Source organism: Streptomyces sp. NPDC028298 (assembly GCF_055565895.1).
Window position 1 is genome coordinate 734,099 of sequence record NZ_JBVHTL010000004.1, and the last position, 24,746, is coordinate 758,844.

A 24,746-nucleotide genomic window follows, 5' to 3' on the forward strand; every position below is an offset into this window, starting at 1 on the left:
CCTCGGGTCCGTACGAGGGAGGGGGCGCCGTCCGTGTCGGACGGCGCCCCCTCCCTCGTACGAGAAGCCCGGGAACCCTAGAACTTGTTGCGCGGGGTGATGCCCAGCGACATGCCCGACAGGCCGCGCTGGCGGCCGCCCAGCTTGCCCGCGATGGCGCGCAGGGCCGAGCCGGCGGGGGAGTCGGGGTCGGTCAGGACGACCGGCTTGCCCTCGTCGCCGCCCTCGCGCAGCCGCACGTCGATCGGGATGGAGCCGAGGACCGGGACGGTCGCTCCGGTGGTGCGGGTCAGACCGTCGGCGACCGACTGGCCGCCACCGGTGCCGAACACGTCGACCATCTCGTCGCAGTGCGGGCAGGGCAGCCCCGACATGTTCTCGACCACGCCCACGATCTTCTGGTGGGTCTGCACGGCGATGGAGCCGGCCCGCTCCGCCACCTCGGCCGCCGCCTGCTGCGGGGTCGTGACGACCAGGATCTCGGCGTTCGGGACGAGCTGGGCGACGGAGATCGCGATGTCGCCGGTGCCCGGCGGGAGGTCCAGGAGCAGGACGTCCAGGTCGCCCCAGTACACGTCCGCCAGGAATTGCTGGAGCGCGCGGTGGAGCATCGGGCCGCGCCAGACCACCGGCGCGTTGCCCGGGGTGAACATGCCGATGGAGATGACCTTCACGCCGTGCGCGGACGGCGGCATGATCATGTTCTCGACCTGGGTCGGCCGGCCCTCCGCGCCGAGCATGCGCGGCACCGAGTGGCCGTAGATGTCGGCGTCCACGACACCGACCTTGAGCCCGTCGGCGGCCATCGCGGCCGCCAGGTTCACCGTGACCGAGGACTTGCCGACGCCTCCCTTGCCGGAGGCGACGGCGTAGACGCGGGTGAGCGAGCCGGGCTTGGCGAAGGGCACCTCGCGCTCGGCGGTACCGCCCTTCAGCGCGGTCGCCAGCTCACGGCGCTGTTCGTCGCTCATCACGTCGAGTTCGACGTCGACCCGCGTGACGCCCTCGACCCGCGAGACCGCCTCCGTCACCCGCTGGGTGATCGTGTCGCGCATGGGGCAGCCGGAGACCGTCAGGTACACGGCGACCGCGACCACGCCATCCGCACCGATCTCCACCGATTTGACCATCCCCAGTTCGGTGATGGGTCGGTTGATCTCGGGGTCGTTCACCGTCGCCAGTGCTTCACGCACCGCGTCTTCCGTAGCCATAGGGACGATGGTACGGCGCGACCCATGTGCCCCGGAAAGCCCTGTCACCGGTCGTCTACGTCACGTCCCTGCGACCGATCCGCCGGGAATACGACCCGCTCGTCCCCGTGGCCGTCGGAATGGCGGTCCTCCAGCTCCTTGACCAGGTCCTGGAGTTCGTTGCGGATCCAGTCGCGGGTGGCGACCTCGCCCAGGCCCATCCGCAGGGCGGCGATCTCGCGGGTGAGGTATTCGGTGTCGGCGATGGACCGCTCGTTCTGCTTGCGGTCCTGTTCGAGGTTGACCCGGTCGCGGTCGTCCTGCCGGTTCTGCGCGAGCAGGATCAGCGGGGCGGCGTAGGAGGCCTGGAGCGACAGCATCAGGGTCAGGAAGATGAACGGGTAGTTGTCGAAGCGCAGGTCGCTCGGCGCGAAGATGTTCCAGACGACCCACACGATGATGACGACCGTCATCCAGACGATGAACCGTCCGGTGCCGAGGAAGCGGGCGATGCGCTCGGAGAGCCGCCCGAAGGCCTCCGGGTCCCACTCGGGCAGCAGTCTCAGCCGCTGCGGCTTCGGCTGGTCGAGCCGGGTGCGCGGGCGTGGGGCGGCCGTCGCCCCCGTGGCGGCCCGCTCACGGGTCTCACGGTCGGGCGCCATGGCGTCCCTCGTGGTGGTCCTCGTGGTGGTGGTCCTCGTGGGTCTCCGCGTGCATGCTCTCGTGCACGCCCTCGTCGAGGTGGAACTCCGTCTCCCGCCAGTCCTCGGGGAGCATGTGGTCCAGTACGTCGTCCACGGTCACCGCCCCGAGCAGTGAGCCGCTCTCGTCGACGACGGGGGCCGCGACCATGTCGTACGTGGCGAAGAACCCGGCGACCACCGGCAGCTCGTCCTCCGGGGCCAGCGGCTGGAGGTCGTCGTCGACGAGCGAGCCGACCAGGGTGGGAGGCGGATCGCGCAGCAGCCGCTGGAAGTGGACCGCCCCCAGGTACTTGCCCGTCGGTGTCTCGTCCGGCGGGCGGCACACGTACACCTGGGCGGCGAGCGCGGGGGAGAGGTCGGGGTTGCGGACCCGGGCGAGCGCGTCGGCGATGGTCGCGTCGGGGCGCAGCACGATGGGCTCGGTGGTCATCAGCCCGCCCGCCGTCCGCTCCGCGTAGGCCATGAGCCGCCGGACGTCCGCCGCCTCGCCGGGCCGCATCAGCGTCAGCAGCCGCTCGACGTCCTCGGTGGGCAGCTCGGCCAGCAGGTCGGCCGCGTCGTCGGGGTCCATCGCCTCCAGGACGTCCGCCGCCCGCTCCTCCTTGAGCTTGCCGAGGATCTCGATCTGGTCGTCCTCGGGCAGTTCCTCCAGCACGTCGGCGAGACGGTCGTCGTCGAGCGCCGCGGCCACCTCGCCGCGCCGCTTGGGCGACAGGTGGTGCAGGACGTTCGCGAGGTCGGCGGGCCGGAGCTGCTCGAAGGTGGCGAGGAGGCTCTCCGCGCCCTGTCCGTGCTCCTCCAGGGAGAAGCCGGTGACGGAGGACCAGTCGACCGTCATCGTCTCGCCCTTGGCGCGCCGGAAGGCGCCGGCGCGGCCCTTGCGCACGAAGACCCGGCCGATCTCCCACTCCCTGCGGGCCGGGAGCTGCTGGATCGACACGTCCAGGACCGTCACCTCCTCACCCGTCTCGACCAGGGTCACGAGCCGGTCGAGCAGCTCGCCGAACACGAGCCGTTCGGTGGGCCGCTGTTCGAAGCGGCGCACGTTCAGGACGCCGGTCGTGATGACCTGGCCGGACTCGATGCCGGTCACCCGGGTCATGGGCAGGAAGATGCGGCGGCGCGTGGACAGCTCGACGACGAGGCCGAGCATGCGCGGCGGCCGGCGTCCGACGCGGAGCATGGCGACGAGGTCCCGCACACGGCCCACCTGGTCGCCGTTCGGGTCGAAGACGGCGACGCCGGACAGGTGCGAGACGAAGATCCGGGGGGCGGCTGCGGCCATGCCCGGGCCTCCTTCGCTTCGATGCGTTCTGTGCCGGTCTGTCCGCTCGGGTGGGCTTCAGGCTAGCCCGTCCCGGTCGGGTACGCCCTGGTGGGCGGTCCGGACGGACTGCCTCCGCCGGACGGGTGCCGCACCGGTACGCTGCCGTACGCCGTTTGAGGACCGCGCACGAGAGGCAGCCCCACCTGTGACCGCAATTCCCCAGGGCCGTTCCCGCAGAGCCCTGACGGTGGCCGCGATGTGCGCACTGGCCGTGACAGCGACGGGTCTGACGGGGTGCGGCAGCGAGGATCCGGACGCGGGCACGAACGGGGTCGGCAAATTGTCCGCCGCCGCCATCCAGGCGAAGGCGAAGTCGGCGGCCGGGAAGGCGTCGACCGTGCGGCTCTCCGGGACCGTCGTCTCGGGCGGCACCACGTACACCCTCGACATGCGCCTGAAGCCCGACGGCGGCACCGGTTCGGTCACCTCCAAGGGGGCCGGGTTCCGGCTGCTGCGGGTCGGCAAGCACCTCTTCCTCAAGGCGGACGCCGAGTTCTGGGCCCACGAGGACGGCGAGAGCGACGGCAAGTCGTCGGACACCGCGGCGGCGGACAAGCTGGAGGGCATGTACGTGAAGGTGCCGACCGGCGATCCCGTGTACAAGCGCTTCAGCGGCTTCACCGACAAGGACGTCCTGCTCGACGGGCTGCTCGCGCTGCACGGCACGCTCGCCAAGGACGGACACCACGAGCAGGAGGGCGTCCGCACGATCCGCATCTCCGGCGACAAGGGCGCGGGCGGCACCCTGGACGTCTCCCTCAAGGGCACCCCGTACCCGGTCCTGCTCGGGCGCGCGGGCAACGCGGGCACCCTCCGGCTGACCGACTGGGGCAAGGACTTCCCGCTCGCGGAACCGCCGAAGAAGGACACGGTCGACTACGGGCAGCAGCTCCCCTCGTCGTGACCCGGCCCGGCCGGGCGACAGGCTCCGGCCGCTCGCGTCGCGCGAGCGGGAGGTGACCTGGAGGCCGGGCGGTGCGGCTATCCGCGCCGGCGCCGCTTCAGCAGGAGGCGGGGCAGCGCCGCCGGAACCGGCAGGCGGGTCGTCGCCGGGGTCGGCAGCGGCGGCTCGGCGAGCGAGCCCTCGGGCAGACCGGCGGTCGCGCCCGTCGGTTCCAGACGCACCACCCGGCATTCGCGCGCCCACCGCTCCGGCATCGCCTCGCCGTCCGGGGCGTTCAGCCGCTTGCCCTTGAGCTCCCCGACGGCCGCCTCCCACGCGGGGCTGTGCGCGGCGAGCTCCACGACCGTGGCGGACCAGGTGACGAGCCGCCCGCCCTTGTCCTTGCTGCGTACGGTGACGACGGCGTGGCCTCCGTCGGCCAGCCCCGGCAGCGGCTGCTCGCCGGGCCCGTCGCCGACCAGGCAGGCCGCGCCGTCGTGCCACACGTGCCACAGGGCGCGGGTGGGCACCTCCTGGCCCGGACCGGCCGCCGAGGGCTCACCGTCGCCCCGCACCCAGATCAGCCCGGACTTCTTGGTGGCCTCCTCGACGAGGGCCTGGTCGAGCAGCTCTTGCGTCATGGCGCCCAGACTATCCAGCCCCCGCCACGGCCGGCCCCCGCTACAGCCAGCCGTTGCGCTTCAGGATGCGGTGGATGGACAGACACAGGCCGACCGTGATGCCCATGACCACCGGGTAGCCGTAGCGCGCGTGCAGCTCGGGCATGTGCTCGAAGTTCATGCCGTACACACCGCACACCATCGTCGGTACGGCGACGATCGCGGCCCACGAGGTGATCTTGCGCATGTCCTCGTTCTGCGCCACGGAGGCCTGGGCGAGGTTCGCCTGGAGGATCGAGTTGAGCAGTTCGTCGAAGCCGAGGACCTGCTCCTGGACGCGCGCGAGGTGGTCGGCGACGTCACGGAAGTACTTCTGGATGTCGGGGTCGATGAGCCGCATCGGGCGCTCGCTCAGGAGCTGCATGGGCCGCAGCAGCGGCGACACCGCCCGCTTGAACTCCAGCACCTCGCGCTTGAGCTGGTAGATCTGCCCGGCGTCGGTGCCGCGCGGGGTGCCCTTGCGGCCCGGCGAGAACACCTCGGTCTCGACCTCGTCGATGTCGTCCTGGACGGCGTCCGCGACCGCGATGTAGCCGTCGACGACATGGTCGGCGATCGCGTGCAGCACCGCCGAGGGGCCCTTGGCGAGCAGCTCGGGGTCGTCCTGGAGGCGGTGCCGCAGCGCGCGCAGCGAGCCCTGCCCGCCGTGCCGGACGGTGATGAAGAAGTCCCCGCCGGTGAAGCACATGACCTCGCCGGTCTCGACGATCTCGCTGGTCGCCGTCAGCCGGTCGTGCTCGACGTAGTGGATGGTCTTGAAGACGGTGAACAGGGAGTCGTCGTAGCGCTCCAGCTTGGGCCGCTGGTGGGCCTGGACGGCGTCCTCGACGGCCAGCGGGTGCAGCCCGAACTCGCGGGCGATACCGGCGAATTCGTCCTCGGTGGGCTCGTGCAGGCCGATCCACACGAAGCCGCCGTCGCGCCGCACCTGGCGCATGGCCTCCTGCGGCGTGAGCGGTGTGCGCGTCTCGACCCGGGCGCCGTCGCGGTAGACGGCGCAGTCGACCACGGCCGACGGAGTGGCGGGGTCGCGGGTGGTGTCGTACGAGCCACTGTCCTTGCGCAGGGAGGGACGGGGGCGGACCGCGGCACGCAGGTCACGGATCATCGACATGGCAGGCTCCTTCTCGCGGCGGAGGCGGCCGGCGACGGTTGGAACTACCCGGAATGGGGACGTCCTGACTGCGGATGTTTGGCACGTCCACAAAGCGGGGAGCACCGCACCGTCGCGGTGGCAGCTTCGCTGTTGATTCAGATCGGACAGATCAGGGGTTCAGATCGGACAGATCAGGCGGAAACGAAGCGCTCTTCCGTGGTGCACCGGGCGACGCTGACACGTGTGCACACGATTGCGGGGGGCGGCAGCCGGCAGGGCCGAAGGCCCGGCTGAACCAGCTACGTACTCAGCGACCGGAAGAGCGGGTGGTACTGCACGATCGACTTCGATCCATTGCAGCCCCACCTCCTCCGGTCGGTCCCCCGTGAGGGACGGTCCATCCCCCGCGGGGGAGTCCGGCTCCCTCCGAAGGGGAGTCGGATCAGTCTCAGTGCGCCGGAGTACGGGAGCAACTCCCGCAGTGCCAAGAGGGTCTGGGGGCCCTCAGTCATGCACTGCTCCGACCAGCGGCCAAGAGTATCAGCGCACCGATACGTCAAGGCCCCGCTTTGCGCGTTGTTGACCGGGGTCCGGTGCGCCGTGGCGCAATTGACGCCGCCTATGCTCGGTTCATGGCTGATGTTCTTCCTCTGGTCGAGGCCCGTTTGCGCTCCGCGCTGGGCGAACCCGACGCGCGGGCCGCGGTCACCTTCCTGGGCACCGACCGCATCGAGGTGCTGCGGTTCACCGAGGGCGACATCGTGCGCTACGCCACCCTCGGCATGTCCGCCCAGCCGATGGCGGACCCGACCGCCGTGCTCGCGGATCCGGTGAAGGGCCCGCGCGCCGAGCTGGTCCTCTCGGTGCGTCCGGCCGGGACCGACACCGACAAGGTGCTGCGCCCGCTGGCCGTGCTCGCCGCCTCGCCCCAGGTCGAGGGTCTGATCGTGGCCCCGGGCGCCTCGCTCGACGTGGGTGAACCCCTCTGGCCCGGCGCGCCGTTCACCTCCGTCCTGGTCGCCGAGGCCGGCGGTCTCGTGGAGGACCTGGAGCTGGACGCTCCCGCCGACCCCGTACGTTTCCTGCCGCTGCTCCCCATGACGCCCAACGAGGCCGCCTGGAAGCGCGTCCACGGCGCCGGCGCCCTCCAGGAGCGCTGGCTGAACGGCGGAACGGACCTGCGCGATCCGCTGCGCAGGTCCGTCTCCCTGGACTGACGGGTCACGGGACGCCGTATGTGGTGAGCCGTCAGGTCTCTTGCTCCGGCGCCGAGTCCCGTTCCTCGGCGTCGAGTTCCGTCAGGCGGTGCCCAGGTCCGCTCTCCGGTGGTCGAGCCTTGTGCCGGTCCGTCACGTACCGCTCTCGACGGCTCAGTTGGCGAAGACCGTGACGCCGTCCTCGGTGGCGTGGACCGGTTCCAGCTCCTCGGCCTTCTCGGTGAGCGCCGTACGCCGTACGTAGACCACGGCCGCGCCCAGCAGCGCGGTGACCGCGGCGACGACGAACGGGACGCGGATGTTGCTCCACTCCTCGATCTTCGGGGCGAAGTACGGCGCCGCCGCGGCCGCGAACCAGCGCACGAAGTTGTAGCCGGCGCTCGCCACCGGGCGCGGGGCGTCGGAGACCCCGAGGGCCAGTTCCGTGTAGACGGTGTTGTTCACGCCGATGAAGGCGCCGGACAGGATCGTGCAGACGATCGCGGTGGTGTGGTCGCCGTAGCCGAGGGCGAGCACGTCGGCGGCGAGCAGGACCAGGGAGCCGCCCAGCACCTTCAGCGAGCCGAACCGCGCCTGCATCCGGGGCGCCACGATCACCGAGAAGACCGCGAGCAGCAGACCCCAGCAGAAGAACACCGCGCCGGATTTGTACGGCGTCATGTTCAGCACGAACGGGGTGAAGGCCAGCACGGTGAAGAACGTGTAGTTGTAGAAGAACGCGGAGGCCGCGGCCGAGGCCAGACCGCCGTGGCCGAGCGCGCGCAGCGGGTCGAGCAGCGAGGTCCTGCGCGCGGGCTTCGGCTGCTCCTTGAGGAACGCCGTGATGCACAGGAAGCCGATCGCCATCAGGAAGGCGGTGCCGAAGAACGGGTAGCGCCAGCTCGCGTTGCCGAGCAGGGCGCCCAGCAGCGGCCCGCAGGCCATGCCGAGGCCCAGCGCGGACTCGTACAGCAGGATCGCGGCCGCGCTGCCGCCGGCCGCCGCGCCGACGATGACGGCGAGGGCGGTGGAGACGAACAGCGCGTTGCCGAGTCCCCAGCCGGCCCGGAAGCCGACGAGCTCGCCGACCGACCCCGAGGTGCCGGCGAGACCGGCGAAGACCACGACGAGGGCGAGGCCGAGCAGCAGGGTCCGCCGCCCGCCGATCCGGCTGGAGACGAAGCCGGTCAGCAGCATCGCGAACGCGGTGATCAGGAAGTACGAGGTGAAGAGCAGGGACACCTGGCCGGCGGTGGCGTCCAGTCCCTGGGCGATGGACGGCAGGATCGGGTCGACGAGTCCGATGCCCATGAAGGCGACGACGGACGCTCCGGCGGTCGCCCAGACGGCCCTCGGCTGACGCAGGAGGCCACCCGCGCCCGCGTCGAACGTGTCGCCCTCCGCGGGGCCTTCCGTGCTGTTGATCATGCCCGCTCCCTCACTGTGCGCCGACTGGATCGTTGGCCTATACACACAATAAGTTAGGTGAGCTAATAAATGCAAGATGCATGTAGTTTTTGGCGTGGCCGGTCCATGCCGGACGGGTGATCGTCCTTGACGCGGGCAAGGACGGGGAGGACCGTTGAGCCCTATGAGGGGCGAACCCAGTTGCCCGAAGTGTGGTGGCCGGGTCAGGGCTCCCGGCCTCTTTGCCGATTCCTGGCAGTGCGATGTGCACGGCACGGTGCATCCGCTGCAGCCCGTGATCCCGCCCAGCGTCGAGGCCCTCGGTGTGGTCGTGCACCGCGCCCGGGTACCGGTGTGGATGCCGTGGCCGCTGCCGGTCGGCTGGCTGTTCACCGGAGCGGCGTTCGCGGGGGACGACCGCAGCGGGGGCAGGGCTACCGCCATCGCCTGCTCGGGGCCCGGACCGCTGGGCGGCATGGGTGAGCTGATCCTCGTCGCCGAGGAGCTGGGCGTCGGCCTCGGCGCGCGGTACGCGGGCATGGACGGCCCCGACCCCGGCCCGTACATGAGCGTCGAGAAACCGCCTCAGGCGAAGGTCCTCGCGGCCGGCCGGCCCACCCCGCTCTGGCATGTCACCGGCTCACCCGACGACCGCGCCGTGTTCGCGGGCGAGGCGCGGGGGCTGTGGCTGTGGGCGGTCGTGTGGCCCGAGCAGACCGGGCTGCTGATGTACGACGAACTGGTCCTGACGGATCTGCGCGACGCGGGCGCCGAGGTCGACCTGCTGCCGTGCGGAGCGTTGTCGCCGCGCATCCTGGAGCCGTAGCCCGGGCCCTCGGGGGCCCGGACGGCGTGTGCCGTGCGCCCTGAGGCGGGGAGCGTCGCGGGCCCTCGATTTGGTTCAAGGGTGTCCGGGTGGCGCGGTGGTGTAGGGGGTGCTCCCCTGGTGCGGGTGTGACAGAGGGGGGTCGATTCCCGCTATCCTTGAGCGTCCCGACCGTCCCGTCACCGCCTGGAGTCCGCGTAGTGCGTATCGACCTGCACGCCCACTCCACCGCTTCCGACGGTACGGACACCCCCGCCGAGCTGGTGCGCAACGCGGCCGCCGCCGGTCTGGACGTCGTGGCGCTGACCGACCACGACACCACGCGCGGCCACGCCGAGGCGATCGCCGCACTGCCCGAGGGGCTCACCCTCGTCACCGGCGCCGAACTCTCCTGCCGGATCGACGGCATCAGCATGCACATGCTGGCCTACCTCTTCGACCCCGAGGACGCGGCCCTGCTCGCCGAGCGCGAACTGATCCGGGACGACCGGGTGCCGCGGGCCCAGGGGATGATCGCCAGACTCCGGGAACTCGGCGTGCCGATCACCTGGGAGCAAGTGGCGCGCATCGCGGGCGACGGCTCGGTCGGCCGCCCGCACGTCGCCTCCGCGCTGGTCGAGCTGGGCGTCGTCGACAGCGTCTCCGACGCCTTCACCGAGCAGTGGCTGGCCGACGGGGGCCGCGCCTACGTCCCCAAGCACGAGACCGACCCCTTCGAGGCGATCCGGCTGGTCAAGGGGGCCGGAGGCGTCACCGTCTTCGCGCACCCCGCCGCCGCCAAGCGGGGCCGGACCGTGCCGGAATCGGTCGTCGCGGAACTGGCCGGCGCGGGTCTCGACGGCATCGAGGTCGACCACATGGACCACGAGCCGGCCACCCGGGCACGGCTGCGCGGTCTGGCCTCCGAACTGGGGCTGCTGACCACCGGCTCGTCCGACTACCACGGCAGCCGCAAGACCTGTGTGCTCGGGGAGTTCACGACCGACCCCGAGGTCTACGGGGAGATCACCCGCCGTGCCACCGGGGCGTTCCCGGTACCGGGCGCGGGTGGAGCCGTCTGACTCCCCGGACGTTCCGCGCCACGCGGGTCCCGCTGAGCCGCCCCTGACCGCCGCGCGTCTTCTGCCGAGGTCGCACCGGCGGGCCGGTACGCGTCGGGACCGGTACGTGAGGCCCGTACGGACCTGCCCGGTGCCGTAACCCTCCTGGTACGCCCTCTGCCGCCTCCTCCGGATCGCGCGCGCTCCCGCGCCCGCGTCCGGTCCGGCGGGATGTCACGTGCGTCCTGGTGCGCCGCCGGGTCACGTTCCCGGTGACCCGGTCCTCTCGGGGCCGCCGGCCCCGAAAGGTCATGCCGCCCGTTCCGCCTCGCGGAATCGGACGTGGCGCCCGGTGCGTGCCGTCGGACCGCGGTCGTGCCGTCTGTTGCGTGTCGGCGCACCGGTCGTGTGCGGCTCGTTCCGTGCCGCGGGACCGGTCGCACCGGCCGGTCCGTGTCCCGGGACCGCTTATGCCCCCCGTTCCGCGCCGCGGGACGAACTGCCCGAAACGGTGGCCGGAAGACCCGCCCACCTCCTCCCACCACCTCGCAAGGCTTCCCTCACCATGTTCGACGTCGCCGTCTTCGGCTCCCTGTTCCTCACGCTCTTCGTCATCATGGATCCCCCCGGGATCACCCCGATCTTCCTGGCGCTCACCGCCGGCCGCCCCGCCCGGGTGCAGCGGCGGATGGCCGTCCAGGCGGTCTGCGTCGCTGGCGGCGTCATCACCGTCTTCGGGCTCCTCGGACACCAGATCCTGGACTACCTGCACGTCTCCGTGCCCGCGCTGATGATCGCGGGCGGACTGCTGCTCCTGCTCATCGCGCTCGACCTGCTCACCGGCAAGACGGACGAGCCGAAGCAGACCAAGGACGTCAACGTCGCCCTCGTGCCCCTCGGCATGCCGCTGCTGGCCGGGCCCGGCGCGATCGTGTCCGTGATCCTCGCGGTGCAGAAGGCCGACTCGGTCGCCACCCAGGTCTCCGTGTGGACCGCGATCCTCGCGATCCACGTCGTGCTGTGGGTCGTGATGCGGTACTCGCTGCTGATCATCCGCGTCATCAAGGACGGCGGAGTGGTCCTGGTGACCCGGCTCGCGGGCATGATGCTCTCCGCCATCGCGGTGCAGCAGATCATCAACGGCGTCACCCAGGTGATCCACGGGAGCTGACGGCCCGGCGTGGCGTCCACGTCGCGTATACGAACGGAGCCCCGCACGGCATGTCGCCGTGCGGGGCTCCGAAGTCTGTGAAGCGTCTGCTGTCCGCTACGCCCTTCGCGTCCACGAGGCGCTTTCGGCGCGTCCTCGTACGGCGGAGCGGACGGTCGTCGTCGTTACGAGGCGGTGGTGTCGGCCGGGCGGATCCACAGTCGCTGCCCGATGGCGGCGGCCTGCTGAACGATCCGGTTGACGGAGGCGGCGTCCACGACAGTGCTGTCCACGGGCGTGCCGTCGACATCGTCGAGTCGCATGATTTCGAAGCGCATGGGCTTCTCCCTTCGTCTGGTCATCCTCCTGAGGAGAACTACTTGAGTGTGTGGCGAGCGAGGCATCTCTGCACTCGCTCACACAGGGAGTCAACGGGGTGCGTGTTACAAACATTCCCTACGCTAAGGAAATTTTTCGAGAACCTAATTACCCGCGGGTAGCCCGGGTGGCGGAGACCGAACGGCGCCGGTTGTGTTCGCAGCGTGACCGCCGGGACAATGGGCAGCGATGAACGACGACCACGCGGCCCTGGCCGCCCGCATAGACCGTACGAACGAGCTCCTGCAGCGCATGCTCGCCGAGGTCGCGAAGACCCCCTCCACCCACGCGATCTTCGTCGACGCCGGATATCTGTACGCGGCCGCGGGGCGCCTCGTCGCCGGCACGGAGGACCGCCGTTCGTTCGACCTGGACACCGAGGGCCTCATCGAGGCACTCATCGACCGTGCCCGCACGATCTTCGCCGACAGCCGGCTGCTGCGCGTCTACTGGTACGACGGAGCACGGCGCCGCATCCACACGGCGGAACAGCAGTCCATCGCCGAACTCCCGGACGTGAAGGTCCGGTTGGGCAACCTGAACGCCAACAACCAGCAGAAGGGCGTCGATTCACTCATCCGCTCGGACCTGGAGTCCCTCGCCCGGCACCGCGCCATCAGCGACGCGGCCCTGCTCGGCGGCGACGAGGACCTCGTCTCGGCGGTCGAGGCGGCGCAGGGCTACGGCGCCCGGGTCCACCTCTGGGGCATCGAGGCGCCGGAGGGCGGCAACCAGGCCGAGCCGCTGCTCTGGGAGGTCGACAGCCAGCGCACGCTCGACCTCGACTTCTTCAAGCCGTATGTGGCCCGGCGGACCGCCCAGTCGTACGATCCGGCGGCGGCGGTCCGGCCCACCCGGGAGGACGTGCGCTTCGTGGGCGCCCAGATCGCCGCGAAGTGGCTGGCCGCCCGCGGCCGCGAGTCCCTGGCCGAGCTGCTGCCGGGGCACCCCTATCTGCCCGGCTCGGTCGACCAGGACCTGCTGGTCGAGGCGGAGGGCCTGCTCCAGTACTCGCTGCGCGGCCAGTCGGACCTGCGCCGCGCCCTGCGGGACGGCTTCTGGGAGCACCTTCAGGGGCAGTACTAGCCGACGCCGCCGAAGGCCCGCTGTCGGCGTCCGTGGCGGTGGCGGTCGGGGCAGCCGGGAGTCGCGTCAGCCCGAGCCGTCGGGAGCGCTCGTGGGCCGTGTGCCGTCCCAGAACGCGGCCAGGGCGTGGGCGGTCTCCAGCGGCTGGTCGGCGTTGGGGGAGTGTTCCGCGCCCTCCACGACCGTGCGGCGCGCGTCCAGCCGTACGGCCATCGCATCCAGCAGGGCGACCGGCCAGGTGTCGTCGTGCTCGCCCGACAGCACATGCTTCGGGAGCGGGACGGCGGCCAGTTCGGCGACCCGGTCCGGCTCCTGGCAGAGCTGGCGGCCCGTGGCGACGAGCTGGGCGGGACTGTTGCCGAGCCAGCGGCGGCGCAGGTCGGCGAGGTCGTCGAGCCCCGCGTCCAGCCCGCCCGTGTCGGTCTCCTCGGGGGACTCCATCGCCTGGATGGCCTCCCACACCTCGGCCATGCTCATCACGGCCAGCGCGTCCCGCAGCAGCTTGACGCGCTGCTGCTGCGTCGAGGAGATCTGCGCGGGGCCGGAGGCCATGAGCGTCAGGGACACGAACGGCGACGCGTCGAGCAGCACCGCGGCACGGGCTATCTGTCCGCCGAGCGAGTGCCCCACGAGGTGCAGCGGAGTGCCGACGGCCGCGGCCTGCGCGAGCACGTCCTGCGCCAACTCGCTCTGCGCGTAAGCCGATTCGTCGTCACGAGGTCCGTCGGTCTCGAACTGTCCGCGCCCGTCCACGGCCACCGTCCGGTAGCCCGCCGCAGCCAACGGCACGTGCAGCGCGATGAAGTCCTCCTTGCTGCCGGTGAATCCGGGCAGCAACAGGGCGGTCCCCTTGGGCCGCCCTTGTGGCGAGGCGTCGAGCACGGCGAACTCGCCGCGCGCGGTGGACAACCGGTACGCGCGGACACCGGCGGGCGGAACGAACGTGTAGGGCCTGCTCATGCCGAGGAGGCTATCGGGCGTCGGCGACGGCCGCTCGACGGGTGCGTTGCCCCCGGGCCGTTCCCCGGTGAAGTCCGCCGCGGTCCGGCGGCGGAGGCGGGGCCGGGAAACGCCGACGGCCCGGCCCCACCGGATGGGGGACCGGGCCGTCGAACGAGAGATCAGCTCTCCGTGGGCTCCGTGGCCGCTGCCTTGCGGGTGCGGCGGCGCGTGGCGGGCTTGGCCTCCGCGGCTTCGGCGGCCTGGGCCGGGATCTCGGCGTCGGCGACGGCCTTGCGGGTGCGTCGGCGCACGGGCTTGGCCTCGGTGTCGGTCGCCTCGGCGGCCTCGGTGACGTCCGTGGTCGCGGCCTTGGCGCGGGTGCGCCGCGGCTTGGTGACCGTCTCGGTGACCTCGGTCGCGGGGGCCTCGACGGTGTCGACGGCGGCCTCCGCGGCCTTGCGGGTCCGGCGGCGCGCGGGCTTGGCCTCCGCGGCTTCGGCGGCCTGGGCCGGGATCTCGGCGTCGGCGACGGCCTTGCGGGTGCGTCGGCGCACGGGCTTGGCCTCGGTGTCGGTCGCCTCGGCGGCCTCGGTGACCTCGGCGGTCGCGGCCTTGGCACGGGTGCGCCGAGGCTTGGTGACCGTCTCGGTGACCTCGGTCGCGGGGGCCTCGACGGTGTCGACGGCGGCCTCCGCGGCCTTGCGGGTCCGGCGGCGCGCGGGCTTGGCCGGAGCCTCGACGACCTCGACGGCCTCGGTGACCGTCTCGGCGGCGGGTGCCGTCTCGACCGTCTTGCGGGTGCGGCGGCGGGCCGGCTTGGCCGGAGCCTCGGCGACGATCTCGGCGGCGGCGCTCTCGACGACCGCCTCGGCGGCGGTCACCACGGCCTCCGCCGTCTCGACGGCGGTCGCGGCGCTCCTGCGGGTCCGGCGACGGCGCGGCGCGGCCGGCTCGTCGGTGACGCCCTCGGCCGTCGCCACGGCGGATTCCGCGGCCTCGGTCACGGGGGCGGCGGCCGCCACGGCCTCGCCCGCTCCACCGCGCGTGCGCCGACGGCGGCGCGGCGTGCGGGGCTCGTTGCTCTCGACGGACGCGGGCGACTCCGAGGACGCCGGAGCGGCCGTGGACGCGGACGTCTCCTCCGCGGGCGCTCCGTTGCGCGTACGACGGCGCTGGCGGGGCGTACGCGGAGCGCGCTCACGCTCGGTGGTCGCCGGCGCGGCCGAACGGCCACCGCGGCCACGCGGGCCGCCACGGCCACCGGTCTCGCCCAGGTCCTCGACCTCCTCGGCCGCGAGCCCGGCGCGGGTGCGCTCGGAACGCGGCAGGACACCCTTGGTGCCGGCCGGGATGCTGAGCTCCTCGAAGAAGTGAGGAGAGGTCGAGTACGTCTCCGGCGGGGCCGGGAAACCGAGGTCCAGCGCCTTGTTGATGAGCTGCCAGCGCGGGATGTCGTCCCAGTCGACGAGGGTGATCGCGATGCCCTTGGCACCCGCGCGGCCGGTGCGGCCGATGCGGTGCAGGTACGTCTTCTCGTCCTCGGGGGACTGGTAGTTGATGACGTGGGTGACACCCTCGACGTCGATACCGCGGGCGGCGACGTCGGTGCAGACGAGGACGTCGACCTTGCCGTTGCGGAAGGCGCGCAGCGCCTGCTCGCGGGCACCCTGGCCGAGGTCGCCGTGGACCGCGCCGGAGGCGAAGCCGCGCTGCTGGAGCTGGTCGGCGAGGTCCGCCGCCGTCCGCTTGGTGCGGCAGAAGACCATCGCGAGACCGCGGCCGTCGGCCTGCAGTATGCGCGAGACCATCTCCGGCTTGTCCATGTTGTGGGCGCGGTACACGAACTGCTTCGTGTTCGCGACCGTCGCGCCCGAGTCGTCCGGCGCGGCGGCGCGGATGTGGGTGGGCTGCGACATGTAGCGGCGCGCGAGACCGATGACCGCGCCCGGCATGGTCGCCGAGAACAGCATCGTCTGACGGCGGGCCGGCAGCATGTTCATGATCTTCTCGACGTCGGGCAGGAAGCCCAGGTCGAGCATCTCGTCGGCCTCGTCGAGGACGAGCGCCTTGATGTGCTTGAGGTTGAGCTTCTTCTGGCCCGCGAGGTCCAGCAGTCGGCCCGGGGTGCCGACGATGACGTCGACGCCCTTCTTCAGGGCCTCCACCTGGGGCTCGTACGCACGGCCGCCGTAGATGGCCAGGACGCGTACGTTGCGGACCTTGCCCGCGGTCAGCAGGTCGTTGGTCACCTGGGTGCACAGCTCGCGCGTCGGGACGACGACGAGGGCCTGCGGGGCGTCGGTGAGCTGCTCGGGCTTGGCCCGGCCCGCCTCGACGTCCGCGGGGACGGTGACGCGCTCCAGCAGGGGGAGGCCGAAGCCCAGCGTCTTGCCGGTGCCGGTCTTGGCCTGGCCGATGACGTCGGTGCCGGAGAGGGCGACCGGGAGGGTCATCTCCTGGATGGGGAAGGGGTTGACGATTCCGACGGCCTCAAGGGCCTCGGCGGTCTCAGGAAGGATTCCGAGCTCTCGGAAAGTCGTAGTCAGGGTGCTGCCTCTTCTGTGTACGCGGTGCGAGGCGAACGCGGGGGTCGTGTCGGGACCGTGCCGGGGACGTCGGCCGCTCTTGACGGGCGGGCCGGGTGGCATGGGACCACTGCCGACGCTCGAGCTCTCGTGCCGCTGAGGGTTCCCTCCGGATGTCGTACGCAATGTGCCGTACCGACGTGGAGGGCTGTCGGGTCGGAGCCGATCGGGCCACCGACCGGGCATCCTCATTCGTGCGGCCCGTCGAATACTCGCCGGGCGCATTACCACCATACCCCGGATTCGCGCACATGCGATGGCCGATTTGGTCACGTAGTCGTCGTCACACAGGTTGACCAGGGACTTCCCTCGTGCTGTGAGCGGGCTATTGTGCGCTTCATGACGACGCCTGACAACGCCGCTGAGAAGCCCGCCGAGGCCCCCGCCGACACCGCCCCCGCGGCCACCGGAGTCGCCGCGCAGAACTGGGAGACGGCCTCGGCCGAGCCCCAGTACCGCGCCGCGGTCGTGGACCTGCTCGGAGCGCTCGCGTACGGCGAGCTCGCGGCGTTCGAGCGGCTCGCGGAGGACGCCAAGCTGGCGCCCACGCTCAGCGACAAGGCGGAGCTGGCGAAGATGGCGTCCGCCGAGTTCCACCACTTCGAGCAGTTGCGGGACCGGCTCGCCGCGATCGGCGCCGAGCCGACGCAGGCGATGGAGCCCTTCGTCGCCGCGCTCGACGGCTTCCACCGGCAGACGGCCCCCTCGGACTGGCTGGAGGGGCTCGTCAAGGCGTACGTCGGCGACTCGATCGCCAGTGACTTCTACCGTGAGGTCGCGGCCCGCCTCGACTCGGACACCCGCGGGCTCGTCCTCGGCGTCCTCGACGACACCGGGCACGCCGGTTTCGCCATCGAGAAGGTGCGCGCCGCGATCGACGCCGACCCGCGCGTGGGCGGCCGGCTCGCGCTGTGGGCGCGCCGGCTGATGGGCGAGGCCCTGTCCCAGTCGCAGCGCGTGGTCGCCGACCGCGACGCCCTGTCGACGATGCTCGTGGGCGGCGTGGCGGACGGATTCGACCTCGCCGAGGTCGGCCGGATGTTCTCCCGGATCACCGAGGCCCACACCAAGCGGATGGCCGCGCTGGGCCTGGCCGCCTGAGGCCTTGGCCGGGCCGGAGGTCTAGGCGCGCGGTTCGCGGTCGCGGGGCCTTCGCAGGGGTCTACGCGGTCGCCGAGCGGCGTCGAAAACGCTCCTCGGGGCGCAGCAGCAAGGACAGCAGCGCCGCCGAGACCGCCACCGCGCCGAGAAGAATGGCCAGGAAGTGGCCGGAGCCCAGTGCCGAGTGCGTCAGGAAGGCACCGAACAGGGCTCCCGCCACGCCGGTCGACAGGACCAGACTGCGGGACGGCAGCCGGTGGGGCAGGCGGTACGAGGCCGCCCATGCCAGCGCGAGACCGATCAGCGCGGAGCCGAACGCTTCCAAGAACATGGTGGGGTCCCTCCCGCACGGCCGGTGCAAATCGGTCGTAGCCGGTCCTACCCCTGACGATCGGAACGCAACCCTCCCCGCCGCCCGGCATGTGCTCCATCTGCGGAGGTGAGGGAGCGGAGACGGGCGTGCGCACGGGAAGGGCCCGGTGACATCGTCACCGGGCCCTTCCCGTACTGCTGCGTGGTTCAGTCGCCTTACAGGGCGCTGAATCCGACCTTGCGCTGCGTGGGCTCGCCGAGCTCCACGTACGCCAGCCGGTCGGCCGGAACCAGGACCTTGCGGCCGTGGTCGTCCACGAGGCTCAGGAGCTGCGACTTGCCGGCCAGCGCCTCGGACACCGCGCGCTCGACCTCTTCCGGGGTCTGACCGCTCTCCAGAACGATCTCGCGGGGCGCGTGCTGCACGCCGATCTTGACCTCCACGGCTTTGTCCCTCCGACGGTCAGTCATGTGCGCGTTCGTACGCGCCGTACGCAGCACACATTAGCCCGGCGAGGGGACGCGCACGCTCCGCCCGGGAACGCCAGGAGCGAACAGCCGACGGGAACAAAGAAGCGGCCGGGGGCGAGCCCCGGCCGCTTCCTCCGCGTCGGTGTTCCGGAGATCCGGAGATCCGGAGATCCGGAGATCCGGAGATCCGGAGGTCCGGTGGACCGGCGGTCCGTCGGATCAGTGGTGGTCGGTGCCGTGCAGCGGGAATCCCGCGATGCCCCGCCAGGCGAGCGAGGTCAGAAGCTGCACCGCCTGGTCGCGCGGGACGCTGCGGTCGCTGTGCAGCCAGGAACGGGCCACCACCTGGGCCAGACCGCCGAGGCCCGAGGCCAGGAGCATCGACTCCGCGCGCGAGAGACCCGTGTCCTCCGCGATGACGTCACAGATCGCCTCGGCGCATTCGTGCGTCACCTTGTCGACGCGCTCGCGCACCGCCGGCTCGTTGGTCAGGTCGGACTCGAAGACCAGCCGGAACGCGCCGCCGTCGTCCTCCACGTACGCGAAGTAGGCGTCCATCGTGGCGCGGACGCGCAGCTTGTTGTCCGTGGTCGACGCGAGCGCCGCCCGTACGGCCAGAAGCAGGGACTCGCAGTGCTGGTCGAGCAGGGCGAGGTACAGATCGAGCTTTCCCGGGAAGTGCTGGTAGAGAACCGGCTTGCTGACTCCCGCGCGTTCGGCGATGTCGTCCATGGCGGCCGAGTGATATCCCTGCGCAACGAAAACTTCCTGGGCGGCGCCGAGGAGCTGGTTGCGCCGGGCACGGCGCGGCAGGCGAGTGCCCCGCGGGCGTGCTGCCTCTGTCTGCTCGATGGCTGTCACGCCGCCTCCCAATGTTGTCCACGTGCGGTGTGCGCCGCGCCGCCATCGTACTTTTCGGTAACCCTGCTGTGTGCGGTGCGAGCGCAGAATTTCACGGACCGGACCCCGACCGGGACGGCGCACAGTGTGCCGAAGGGGACGAGCTGGGCATCGTGCGGCCGTGGCGGCCCTGATCAGCGATGTCCGATCACCCGCGGACGTCGGCTCGCGGGTGGATGCCGGGCCGCCTTCGTGGCCGCCGGGTCACCTGTAGTCGTCCTCGTTCAGACGGACGACCCGGGCCTGCTCGGCCAGATCCCCGTCGTCGGCGTTGAGGCGGTCGCCCGGGGGTTCCGGGTCGACGTCGTCCGCGGGGTCCAGCTCCGCGGACTGCTCGGCGGCGTCGGCCTCCGGGGCCTCCGCGTCGGGGATCTCCCGGAACTGGTCGTCGAACGTTCCGGGGTCTGTCGGGTCGACTGTCATGGTTCCTCTTCCCGAACGGTACGAGTGCGCTCCTGTGTGCCGGACGAGTGCCCTCGTTCGAAGCCTAGGAGACACGCGATCCGGACGCTATGCGATCCGGCCGCGATCTGTGACGGCGAACACATGAGCCCCGGCGTGATCGTCTCGTAACATTGCGGCATGTCTTCGACCGAACTTCCTTCCGCGCCGGCCGCGAGTCTCACGCCGCGGGTCGGCGCCGTCAGGGTCGCCGAGGGGGAGCGGCTGCGATCGGTCGGGCTGCCCGGCATGACCCTGACGATCCGGTCGAGACCGCCGGCCCGCGAGGGACTTCCGCCCGCGCTGTACGTGCACGGTCTGGGCGGCTCCTCGCAGAACTGGTCGGCGCTGATGTCCGAGCTCGACGGGGTCGTGGACAGCGAGGCCCTCGATCTGCCGGGCTTCGGGGACTCGCCGCCGCCGGACGACGGCGACTACTCGGTCACCGGACACGCGCGCGCGGTCATCCGCCATCTCGACGCGTCCGGACGCGGGCCAGTACATCTTTTCGGCAATTCCCTCGGTGGAGCCGTCACCACGCGCGTCGCGGCGGTGCGGCCCGACCTCGTCCGGACGCTCACGCTGGTGTCTCCCGCGCTGCCCGAGATCCGGGCCCAGCGCACCGCCTGGCCGACCGCTCTGCTCGCCCTGCCCGGGGTGGCGGGACTGTTCACGAGACTCACCAAGGAATGGAGCGCTGAGCAGCGCGTACGGGGTGTGCTGGCCCTCTGTTACGGCGACCCCGGCATCGTCACTCCCGAGGGTTTCCGTCACGCGGTCGAGGAGATGGAGCGGCGGCTCGCCCTGCCCTATTTCTGGGACGCCATGGCACGTTCGGCGCGCGGGGTCGTGAACGCCTACACGCTCGGCGGGCAGCACGGATTGTGGCGTCAGGCCGAACGGGTGCTCGCCCCGACGCTCCTGGTCTACGGCGGCCGGGACCAACTTGTCGGCTACCGTATGGCGCAGCGCGCGGCCCGTGCCTTCCGCGACTCCCGGCTGCTGTCCCTGCCGGAGGCGGGGCACGTCGCCATGATGGAGTATCCGGAGACGGTCGCCACCGCCTTCCGTGAACTCCTGGCGGACCAGGGGGAGTTGACCTCTTCGGTGGCAATCGGCGCGGAGAGCTGAGGCGGGAAGTGGGACGACACAGTCGTCGGGGGCGGGCCGGCAAGACGGACACCGCGCAGACGCGGGCGGTTCCGGCGGAGGAAGCGGCACCCGCTCCGGCAACGGGCCCGGACGGCGCCCGCCGCGCGACGACCCGTCCGCCGGGCTCCCTGGGTCCCTACCCGCCGGCGAGCGGCACCCCGCAGCACGGCGCACCACGCTTCCCCGACGGGACCCCGGCGCACGGCGTCCCCCGCTTCCAGGGCGGCACCCCGTCGCAGGGCGGGCCACGTCTTCCCGACGGGACCCCCGCGCACGGTTTTCCGCGGGTGGCGGACGGCACTCCCGCGCGTGGGGTGCCGCGGTACGCGGACGGGACCCCGGCGCACGGCGTTCCCCGCTTCCAGGGCGGAGCCCCGGGCCAGGGCGGGCCACGTCTTCCCGACGGGACTCCCGCGCACGGCGTTCCCCGCTTCCAGGGCGGAGCCCCGGGTCAGGGCGCACCGCGTTTCCAGGCCGGCGCCCCGGCGCAGGGCGGGCCGCGTCTTCCCGACGGGACTCCGGCGCACGGTTTTCCGCGGGTGGCGGACGGCACTCCCGCGCGTGGGGTGCCGCGTCACGGCGACGGGACTCCGGCTCATGGATCCCCGCGTCTCCCGGAAGGGACCCCGGCCCACGGGACCCCGCGTCTTCCCGACGGGACCCCCGCCCATGGAATGCCGCAGGTGCGCGGTGGGCATCCCGAGCAGCGTGAGCAGGGCGGCGGCTGGGGGGAGTCCGGGGCCGGCGCGGCTTCTCAGGGCGCGCCCGCCGGAGCGCGGGTGCCCCGGCAGCGTCATCAGGCCGGGGCCGGACCCCGGCAGGCGTACGTCGACGCGTTCGACCTCGACGAGGGGCAGGACGGCGGCACGGCGGGGCGGACGGCAGCGTCTCGCGCCGCCGGGCTCGACGACTCCGCCGGCCGGAACGCCCGGTCCGCCGTCACCGACGACCGCCCGCTGCCGGAGACCGGCGAGCAGGGTGAGGCCAAGGCCCGTAAGGGGTGGGCGTTCACCGGGATCGCCGCGGCAGCCGTCACCACGGTGCTGGCCGTCGTCGTGGCCGGACAGATCGCCACGGGAGGGCACGACGCCGACGCGCGGGCGCAGACCGCGGACAGCGGCGGCCGGACGACCCAGGACTCCGCCTCGCGGGGCGACGACCGGCCGACCCAGTCGGGGCAGCCGCAGGTGGCCGCGGCGCCCCTGACGTACGACCAGCAGATGGCCAGGACGTACCCGCTGGGGGAGAAGCTCAAGGCGTCGGGGAAGTTCGCCGCGGTGCCCGGATTCGTCAAGGCGCCCGGCAAGGGACGCAAGTACACCTACCGCGTCGACATCGAGCAGGGCCTCGACCTCGACGGCGCGCTCTTCGCGGACGCCGTGCAGAAGACCCTGAACGACAAGCGGAGCTGGGCGCACGGCGGCGCCCGGACCTTCGAGCGGATCGACTCCGGCACACCGGACTTCGTCATCACGCTGGCGAGCCCCGGCACCACCGCCGAGTGGTGCGCCAAGTCGGGGCTCGACACCACGGAGGACAACGTCTCGTGCGACTCGGCGTCCACCGAGCGCGTCATGATCAACGCATACCGCTGGGCCCAGGGCTCCAAGACCTACGGCTTCGGTGACGAGATTCACGCCTACCGGCAGATGCTGATCAATCACGAGGTCGGCCACCGGCTCGGATACGGCCACGTCAGCTGCGAGAAGGACGGCGAGCTCGCCCCGGTCATGCAGCAGCAGACCAAGTTCCTCGACCACGACGGAATCCACTGCCGGCCCAACCCCTGGCCCTATCCCACGAGTTGACGGAAAGCGCGCGCACCGCTTTGACATGCGGAAAAAGATCGTTCATATTTTCCGCATGTCCTCCCGTCACGCCTCCGTTCGCGCCGCCATCGAGCTGGCGCTCATCGGCGTGACCGCGCTCTGCGTGGCCGACATCCACTGTTGCTGACGCCCGCCCCAGGCGAGTGCGTCGCTTTCCTTCCCGTCTTGTTCCCGTGCGCCCCTGAACCTCCGCGGTTCCGCGCGCCCGTGCCCCTTTCGGCCCGGTCGGACTCCGACGCCTGACGCCCTGGGCGAGCTCCGCGCTCCGCCGTCTCACTCCGTGTCATTCCGTCTCAGTATTCGAGTCATCCGAGAGGTCGTCTTCCGATGCGTCAACCGTCCGTCACAGCGCGCCGCGTGGCCGCGGCATCCGTCAGCCTGATCGTGGCAGCGGGCGCCGCCGCCTGCGGGCCGAAGGACAACGATGCCAAGAGCTCCGGAGGCGACTCCCAGCCCCACAAGGGCGGCACGCTCACCGTCCTGAACTCCAACCCGCAGTCGGACTTCGACCCCGCGCGGCTCTACACCTCCGGCGGCGGCAACGTGCCCTCGCTCGTCTTCCGCACGCTCACCACCCGCAACCGTGAGAACGGGGCCGCGGGTGCCCAGGTCGTCCCCGACCTCGCCACGGACACCGGCCGCCCGAGCGAGAACGCGACCGTGTGGACGTACACCCTGAAGAAAGGACTCAAGTTCGAGGACGGCACGCCGATCACCTCCGCCGACATCAAGTACGGCATCGAGCGCTCCTTCGCCGCGGAACTCTCCGGCGGCGCGCCCTACCTGAGGGACTGGCTGATCGGCGGCGCCGACTACCAGGGTCCCTACAAGGACAAGAAGGGCCTCGACTCGATCGAGACGCCGGACGCGCTGACCATCGTCTTCCACCTGAACAAGCCCGAGGGCGAGTTCCCCTACCTGGCCACGCAGACGCAGTTCACGCCCGTCCCCAAGGCCAAGGACACCGGCACCAAGTACGAGGAGCACCCGGTCTCCTCGGGCCCGTACAAGGTCGTCAAGAACGAGAACGACGGTGAGCGCCTCACCCTGGAGCGCAACACCCACTGGTCCGCCTCGACCGACGCCGAGCGCAAGGCGTACCCGGACACGATCGACGTACGGTCCGGTCTGGACTCCTCCGTGATCAACCAGCGGCTGTCCTCCTCCCAGGGCGCCGACGCCGCCGCCGTCACCACGGACACCAACCTCGGCCCGGCCGAGCTCGCCAAGGTGACCGGGGACAAGGAGCTGGCCTCGCGCGTCGGCACCGGGCACTTCGGCTACACGAACTACCTCGCCTTCAACCCGAAGGTGAAGCCGTTCGACAACCCGAAGGTGCGCCAGGCGATCTCGTACGCCATCGACCGCACCTCGGTGATCAACGCGGCGGGCGGCTCGTCCCTCGCCGAGCCGGCCACGACGTACCTGCCGAACCAGAAGTCCTTCGGCTACACGCCCTACGACCTGTTCCCGGCGGGTGCCTCCGGCAACGCGGCCAAGGCCAAGGAACTGCTCGCGCAGGCCGGCTACAAGAACGGCCTGAGCATCACGCTCACGCATTCCAACAGCAAGGACTTCGAGACCAGCCCCGAGATCGCGACCGCGATCCAGGACGCGCTCAAGAAGGCCGGCATCACGGTCAAGCTCCAGGGTCTGGAGGAGAACGACTACAGCGACAAGATCCACAGCGCGAAGGACGAGCCGGGCCTCTTCCTCGCCCACTGGGGTGCCGACTGGCCCTCCGGCGGCCCCTTCCTGGCCCCCATCTTCGACGGCCGGCAGATCGTGAAGGACGGAGCCAACTTCAACTCCGGCTTCCTCGACGACAAGTCGGTCAACGACGAGATCGACGCGATCAACAAGCTGACCGATCTCGACGAGGCCGCCAAGCGCTGGGGCGCGCTGGACAAGAAGATCGGCGAGCAGGCCCTGACCGTGCCGCTGTTCCACCCCGTCTACAAGCGCCTGTACGGCGAGGGCGTCAAGAACATCGTGATCAGCGACTGGACCGGCGTTCTGGACATCTCCCAGGTCGCGGTGAAGTAGCGCC

24 protein-coding genes are annotated in these 24,746 nt (G+C 71.5%); 11 read left to right on the plus strand and 13 right to left on the minus strand.

Annotated elements, in window-relative coordinates; all coding sequences use genetic code 11:
* Positions 1 to 77: 77 nt before the first annotated feature.
* The 3 genes from ACZ4TO_RS22265 to ACZ4TO_RS22275 are packed head-to-tail and all read right to left on the minus strand — an operon-like array spanning position 78 to position 3,179.
* On the minus strand, positions 78 to 1,211 hold the full coding sequence (locus ACZ4TO_RS22265) for an Mrp/NBP35 family ATP-binding protein (RefSeq protein ID WP_382787713.1): 1,134 nt from the start codon (positions 1,209 to 1,211) through the stop codon (positions 78 to 80).
* Between the two features lie 44 nt (positions 1,212 to 1,255).
* Positions 1,256 to 1,852, minus strand: a complete 597-nt coding sequence (locus tag ACZ4TO_RS22270; RefSeq protein ID WP_382787711.1) for a DUF1003 domain-containing protein — start codon at positions 1,850 to 1,852, stop codon at positions 1,256 to 1,258.
* Positions 1,836 to 3,179, minus strand: coding sequence for a magnesium transporter MgtE N-terminal domain-containing protein (locus tag ACZ4TO_RS22275; RefSeq protein ID WP_382787709.1), 1,344 nt, complete (start codon positions 3,177 to 3,179; stop codon positions 1,836 to 1,838). Before ACZ4TO_RS22275 ends, ACZ4TO_RS22270 begins: the two co-directional genes overlap by 17 nt.
* Positions 3,180 to 3,366: 187 nt before the next feature.
* On the opposite strand from ACZ4TO_RS22275, the gene ACZ4TO_RS22280 reads away from it, so the two are divergent.
* A complete protein-coding gene (locus ACZ4TO_RS22280) occupies positions 3,367 to 4,125 on the plus strand; it encodes a hypothetical protein (RefSeq protein WP_382787707.1) in 759 nt (252 codons plus the stop codon).
* Positions 4,126 to 4,202: 77 nt separating this feature from the next.
* Here the strand turns inward: ACZ4TO_RS22280 and ACZ4TO_RS22285 are convergent, their stop codons facing one another.
* Together ACZ4TO_RS22285 and ACZ4TO_RS22290 are read right to left on the minus strand one after the other, a co-directional pair.
* The gene (locus ACZ4TO_RS22285) at positions 4,203 to 4,745 is read right to left on the minus strand and encodes a hypothetical protein (RefSeq protein WP_385043293.1); all 543 of its coding nucleotides are present in this window, start codon (positions 4,743 to 4,745) and stop codon (positions 4,203 to 4,205) included.
* A gap of 40 nt (positions 4,746 to 4,785) precedes the next feature.
* The gene (locus ACZ4TO_RS22290; protein WP_382787703.1) at positions 4,786 to 5,898 is read right to left on the minus strand and encodes a magnesium and cobalt transport protein CorA; all 1,113 of its coding nucleotides are present in this window, start codon (positions 5,896 to 5,898) and stop codon (positions 4,786 to 4,788) included.
* A gap of 614 nt (positions 5,899 to 6,512) precedes the next feature.
* Between ACZ4TO_RS22290 and ACZ4TO_RS22295 the strand changes: the two genes are divergently transcribed.
* A complete protein-coding gene (locus ACZ4TO_RS22295) occupies positions 6,513 to 7,097 on the plus strand; it encodes a suppressor of fused domain protein (protein WP_382787701.1) in 585 nt (194 codons plus the stop codon).
* A 153-nt stretch (positions 7,098 to 7,250) separates the two neighbouring features.
* Here ACZ4TO_RS22295 and ACZ4TO_RS22300 read toward each other — a convergent pair whose 3' ends face one another.
* Positions 7,251 to 8,504 (minus strand): MFS transporter, encoded by a 1,254-nt coding sequence (locus ACZ4TO_RS22300; protein ID WP_382787699.1) that lies wholly within the window; start codon positions 8,502 to 8,504, stop codon positions 7,251 to 7,253.
* A 163-nt stretch (positions 8,505 to 8,667) separates the two neighbouring features.
* Between ACZ4TO_RS22300 and ACZ4TO_RS22305 the strand changes: the two genes are divergently transcribed.
* From ACZ4TO_RS22305 to ACZ4TO_RS22315, 3 genes are all read left to right on the plus strand, one after another.
* Positions 8,668 to 9,309: a DUF6758 family protein gene (locus tag ACZ4TO_RS22305; protein WP_382787697.1), complete on the plus strand. Its 642-nt coding sequence runs from the start codon at positions 8,668 to 8,670 to the stop codon at positions 9,307 to 9,309.
* A gap of 200 nt (positions 9,310 to 9,509) precedes the next feature.
* The gene (locus tag ACZ4TO_RS22310; protein WP_385043288.1) at positions 9,510 to 10,370 is read left to right on the plus strand and encodes a PHP domain-containing protein; all 861 of its coding nucleotides are present in this window, start codon (positions 9,510 to 9,512) and stop codon (positions 10,368 to 10,370) included.
* A 544-nt stretch (positions 10,371 to 10,914) separates the two neighbouring features.
* Positions 10,915 to 11,520: a MarC family protein gene (locus ACZ4TO_RS22315; protein ID WP_103548086.1), complete on the plus strand. Its 606-nt coding sequence runs from the start codon at positions 10,915 to 10,917 to the stop codon at positions 11,518 to 11,520.
* Positions 11,521 to 11,684: 164 nt separating this feature from the next.
* On the opposite strand, the gene ACZ4TO_RS22320 is transcribed toward ACZ4TO_RS22315, so the two are convergent.
* A complete protein-coding gene (locus ACZ4TO_RS22320; protein ID WP_020136747.1) occupies positions 11,685 to 11,837 on the minus strand; it encodes a hypothetical protein in 153 nt (50 codons plus the stop codon).
* Between the two features lie 229 nt (positions 11,838 to 12,066).
* On the opposite strand from ACZ4TO_RS22320, the gene ACZ4TO_RS22325 reads away from it, so the two are divergent.
* Positions 12,067 to 12,963 carry an NYN domain-containing protein gene (locus ACZ4TO_RS22325; RefSeq protein ID WP_382787692.1) on the plus strand — a complete coding sequence of 299 codons (897 nt, stop codon included), beginning with the start codon at positions 12,067 to 12,069 and terminating at the stop codon, positions 12,961 to 12,963.
* A 66-nt stretch (positions 12,964 to 13,029) separates the two neighbouring features.
* Here the strand turns inward: ACZ4TO_RS22325 and ACZ4TO_RS22330 are convergent, their stop codons facing one another.
* Positions 13,030 to 13,923 (minus strand): alpha/beta fold hydrolase, encoded by an 894-nt coding sequence (locus ACZ4TO_RS22330; RefSeq protein WP_468025028.1) that lies wholly within the window; start codon positions 13,921 to 13,923, stop codon positions 13,030 to 13,032.
* Between the two features lie 161 nt (positions 13,924 to 14,084).
* Positions 14,085 to 16,553: a DEAD/DEAH box helicase gene (locus ACZ4TO_RS22335; protein WP_468025029.1), complete on the minus strand. Its 2,469-nt coding sequence runs from the start codon at positions 16,551 to 16,553 to the stop codon at positions 14,085 to 14,087.
* A 276-nt stretch (positions 16,554 to 16,829) separates the two neighbouring features.
* On the opposite strand from ACZ4TO_RS22335, the gene ACZ4TO_RS22340 reads away from it, so the two are divergent.
* Positions 16,830 to 17,591, plus strand: coding sequence for a ferritin-like fold-containing protein (locus tag ACZ4TO_RS22340; protein ID WP_382787686.1), 762 nt, complete (start codon positions 16,830 to 16,832; stop codon positions 17,589 to 17,591).
* A 61-nt stretch (positions 17,592 to 17,652) separates the two neighbouring features.
* Here the strand turns inward: ACZ4TO_RS22340 and ACZ4TO_RS22345 are convergent, their stop codons facing one another.
* From ACZ4TO_RS22345 to ACZ4TO_RS22360, 4 genes are all read right to left on the minus strand, one after another.
* Entirely contained in the window at positions 17,653 to 17,922 is a 270-nt protein-coding gene (locus ACZ4TO_RS22345) for a hypothetical protein (protein WP_382787684.1), read from the minus strand.
* A 197-nt stretch (positions 17,923 to 18,119) separates the two neighbouring features.
* Positions 18,120 to 18,347, minus strand: a complete 228-nt coding sequence (locus ACZ4TO_RS22350) for a DUF3107 domain-containing protein (protein WP_028801993.1) — start codon at positions 18,345 to 18,347, stop codon at positions 18,120 to 18,122.
* Between the two features lie 246 nt (positions 18,348 to 18,593).
* Entirely contained in the window at positions 18,594 to 19,235 is a 642-nt protein-coding gene (locus ACZ4TO_RS22355) for a TetR/AcrR family transcriptional regulator (protein WP_361688809.1), read from the minus strand.
* A gap of 243 nt (positions 19,236 to 19,478) precedes the next feature.
* Positions 19,479 to 19,697: a hypothetical protein gene (locus tag ACZ4TO_RS22360; RefSeq protein WP_351859124.1), complete on the minus strand. Its 219-nt coding sequence runs from the start codon at positions 19,695 to 19,697 to the stop codon at positions 19,479 to 19,481.
* A 159-nt stretch (positions 19,698 to 19,856) separates the two neighbouring features.
* Here ACZ4TO_RS22360 and ACZ4TO_RS22365 point away from each other — a divergent pair, with 159 nt between their 5' ends.
* The 4 genes from ACZ4TO_RS22365 to ACZ4TO_RS22380 all read left to right on the plus strand — a co-directional run bounded on the left by ACZ4TO_RS22365 (position 19,857) and on the right by ACZ4TO_RS22380 (position 24,742).
* Positions 19,857 to 20,846, plus strand: coding sequence for an alpha/beta fold hydrolase (locus ACZ4TO_RS22365; protein WP_382787681.1), 990 nt, complete (start codon positions 19,857 to 19,859; stop codon positions 20,844 to 20,846).
* A 560-nt stretch (positions 20,847 to 21,406) separates the two neighbouring features.
* Positions 21,407 to 22,675, plus strand: a complete 1,269-nt coding sequence (locus tag ACZ4TO_RS22370; RefSeq protein WP_468025030.1) for a DUF3152 domain-containing protein — start codon at positions 21,407 to 21,409, stop codon at positions 22,673 to 22,675.
* A gap of 55 nt (positions 22,676 to 22,730) precedes the next feature.
* Positions 22,731 to 22,823, plus strand: a complete 93-nt coding sequence (locus ACZ4TO_RS22375; RefSeq protein WP_318658278.1) for an Ms4533A family Cys-rich leader peptide — start codon at positions 22,731 to 22,733, stop codon at positions 22,821 to 22,823.
* A gap of 200 nt (positions 22,824 to 23,023) precedes the next feature.
* Positions 23,024 to 24,742 (plus strand): ABC transporter substrate-binding protein, encoded by a 1,719-nt coding sequence (locus ACZ4TO_RS22380; RefSeq protein WP_385043281.1) that lies wholly within the window; start codon positions 23,024 to 23,026, stop codon positions 24,740 to 24,742.
* Positions 24,743 to 24,746 lie beyond the last annotated feature (4 nt).

Coding starts and splice junctions, on each gene's coding strand:
- ACZ4TO_RS22265 (WP_382787713.1), bottom strand. CDS start 1,211: ATGGCTACGGAAGACGCGGTGCGTGAAGCACTGGCGACGGTGAACGAC.
- ACZ4TO_RS22270 (WP_382787711.1), bottom strand. CDS start 1,852: ATGGCGCCCGACCGTGAGACCCGTGAGCGGGCCGCCACGGGGGCGACG.
- ACZ4TO_RS22275 (WP_382787709.1), bottom strand. CDS start 3,179: ATGGCCGCAGCCGCCCCCCGGATCTTCGTCTCGCACCTGTCCGGCGTC.
- ACZ4TO_RS22285 (WP_385043293.1), bottom strand. CDS start 4,745: ATGACGCAAGAGCTGCTCGACCAGGCCCTCGTCGAGGAGGCCACCAAG.
- ACZ4TO_RS22290 (WP_382787703.1), bottom strand. CDS start 5,898: ATGTCGATGATCCGTGACCTGCGTGCCGCGGTCCGCCCCCGTCCCTCC.
- ACZ4TO_RS22295 (WP_382787701.1), top strand. CDS start 6,513: ATGGCTGATGTTCTTCCTCTGGTCGAGGCCCGTTTGCGCTCCGCGCTG.
- ACZ4TO_RS22300 (WP_382787699.1), bottom strand. CDS start 8,504: ATGATCAACAGCACGGAAGGCCCCGCGGAGGGCGACACGTTCGACGCG.
- ACZ4TO_RS22305 (WP_382787697.1), top strand. CDS start 8,668: ATGAGGGGCGAACCCAGTTGCCCGAAGTGTGGTGGCCGGGTCAGGGCT.
- ACZ4TO_RS22315 (WP_103548086.1), top strand. CDS start 10,915: ATGTTCGACGTCGCCGTCTTCGGCTCCCTGTTCCTCACGCTCTTCGTC.
- ACZ4TO_RS22320 (WP_020136747.1), bottom strand. CDS start 11,837: ATGCGCTTCGAAATCATGCGACTCGACGATGTCGACGGCACGCCCGTG.
- ACZ4TO_RS22325 (WP_382787692.1), top strand. CDS start 12,067: ATGAACGACGACCACGCGGCCCTGGCCGCCCGCATAGACCGTACGAAC.
- ACZ4TO_RS22330 (WP_468025028.1), bottom strand. CDS start 13,923: ATGAGCAGGCCCTACACGTTCGTTCCGCCCGCCGGTGTCCGCGCGTAC.
- ACZ4TO_RS22335 (WP_468025029.1), bottom strand. CDS start 16,553: ATGCCACCCGGCCCGCCCGTCAAGAGCGGCCGACGTCCCCGGCACGGT.
- ACZ4TO_RS22340 (WP_382787686.1), top strand. CDS start 16,830: ATGACGACGCCTGACAACGCCGCTGAGAAGCCCGCCGAGGCCCCCGCC.
- ACZ4TO_RS22345 (WP_382787684.1), bottom strand. CDS start 17,922: ATGTTCTTGGAAGCGTTCGGCTCCGCGCTGATCGGTCTCGCGCTGGCA.
- ACZ4TO_RS22360 (WP_351859124.1), bottom strand. CDS start 19,697: ATGACAGTCGACCCGACAGACCCCGGAACGTTCGACGACCAGTTCCGG.
- ACZ4TO_RS22365 (WP_382787681.1), top strand. CDS start 19,857: ATGTCTTCGACCGAACTTCCTTCCGCGCCGGCCGCGAGTCTCACGCCG.
- ACZ4TO_RS22375 (WP_318658278.1), top strand. CDS start 22,731: ATGTCCTCCCGTCACGCCTCCGTTCGCGCCGCCATCGAGCTGGCGCTC.
- ACZ4TO_RS22380 (WP_385043281.1), top strand. CDS start 23,024: ATGCGTCAACCGTCCGTCACAGCGCGCCGCGTGGCCGCGGCATCCGTC.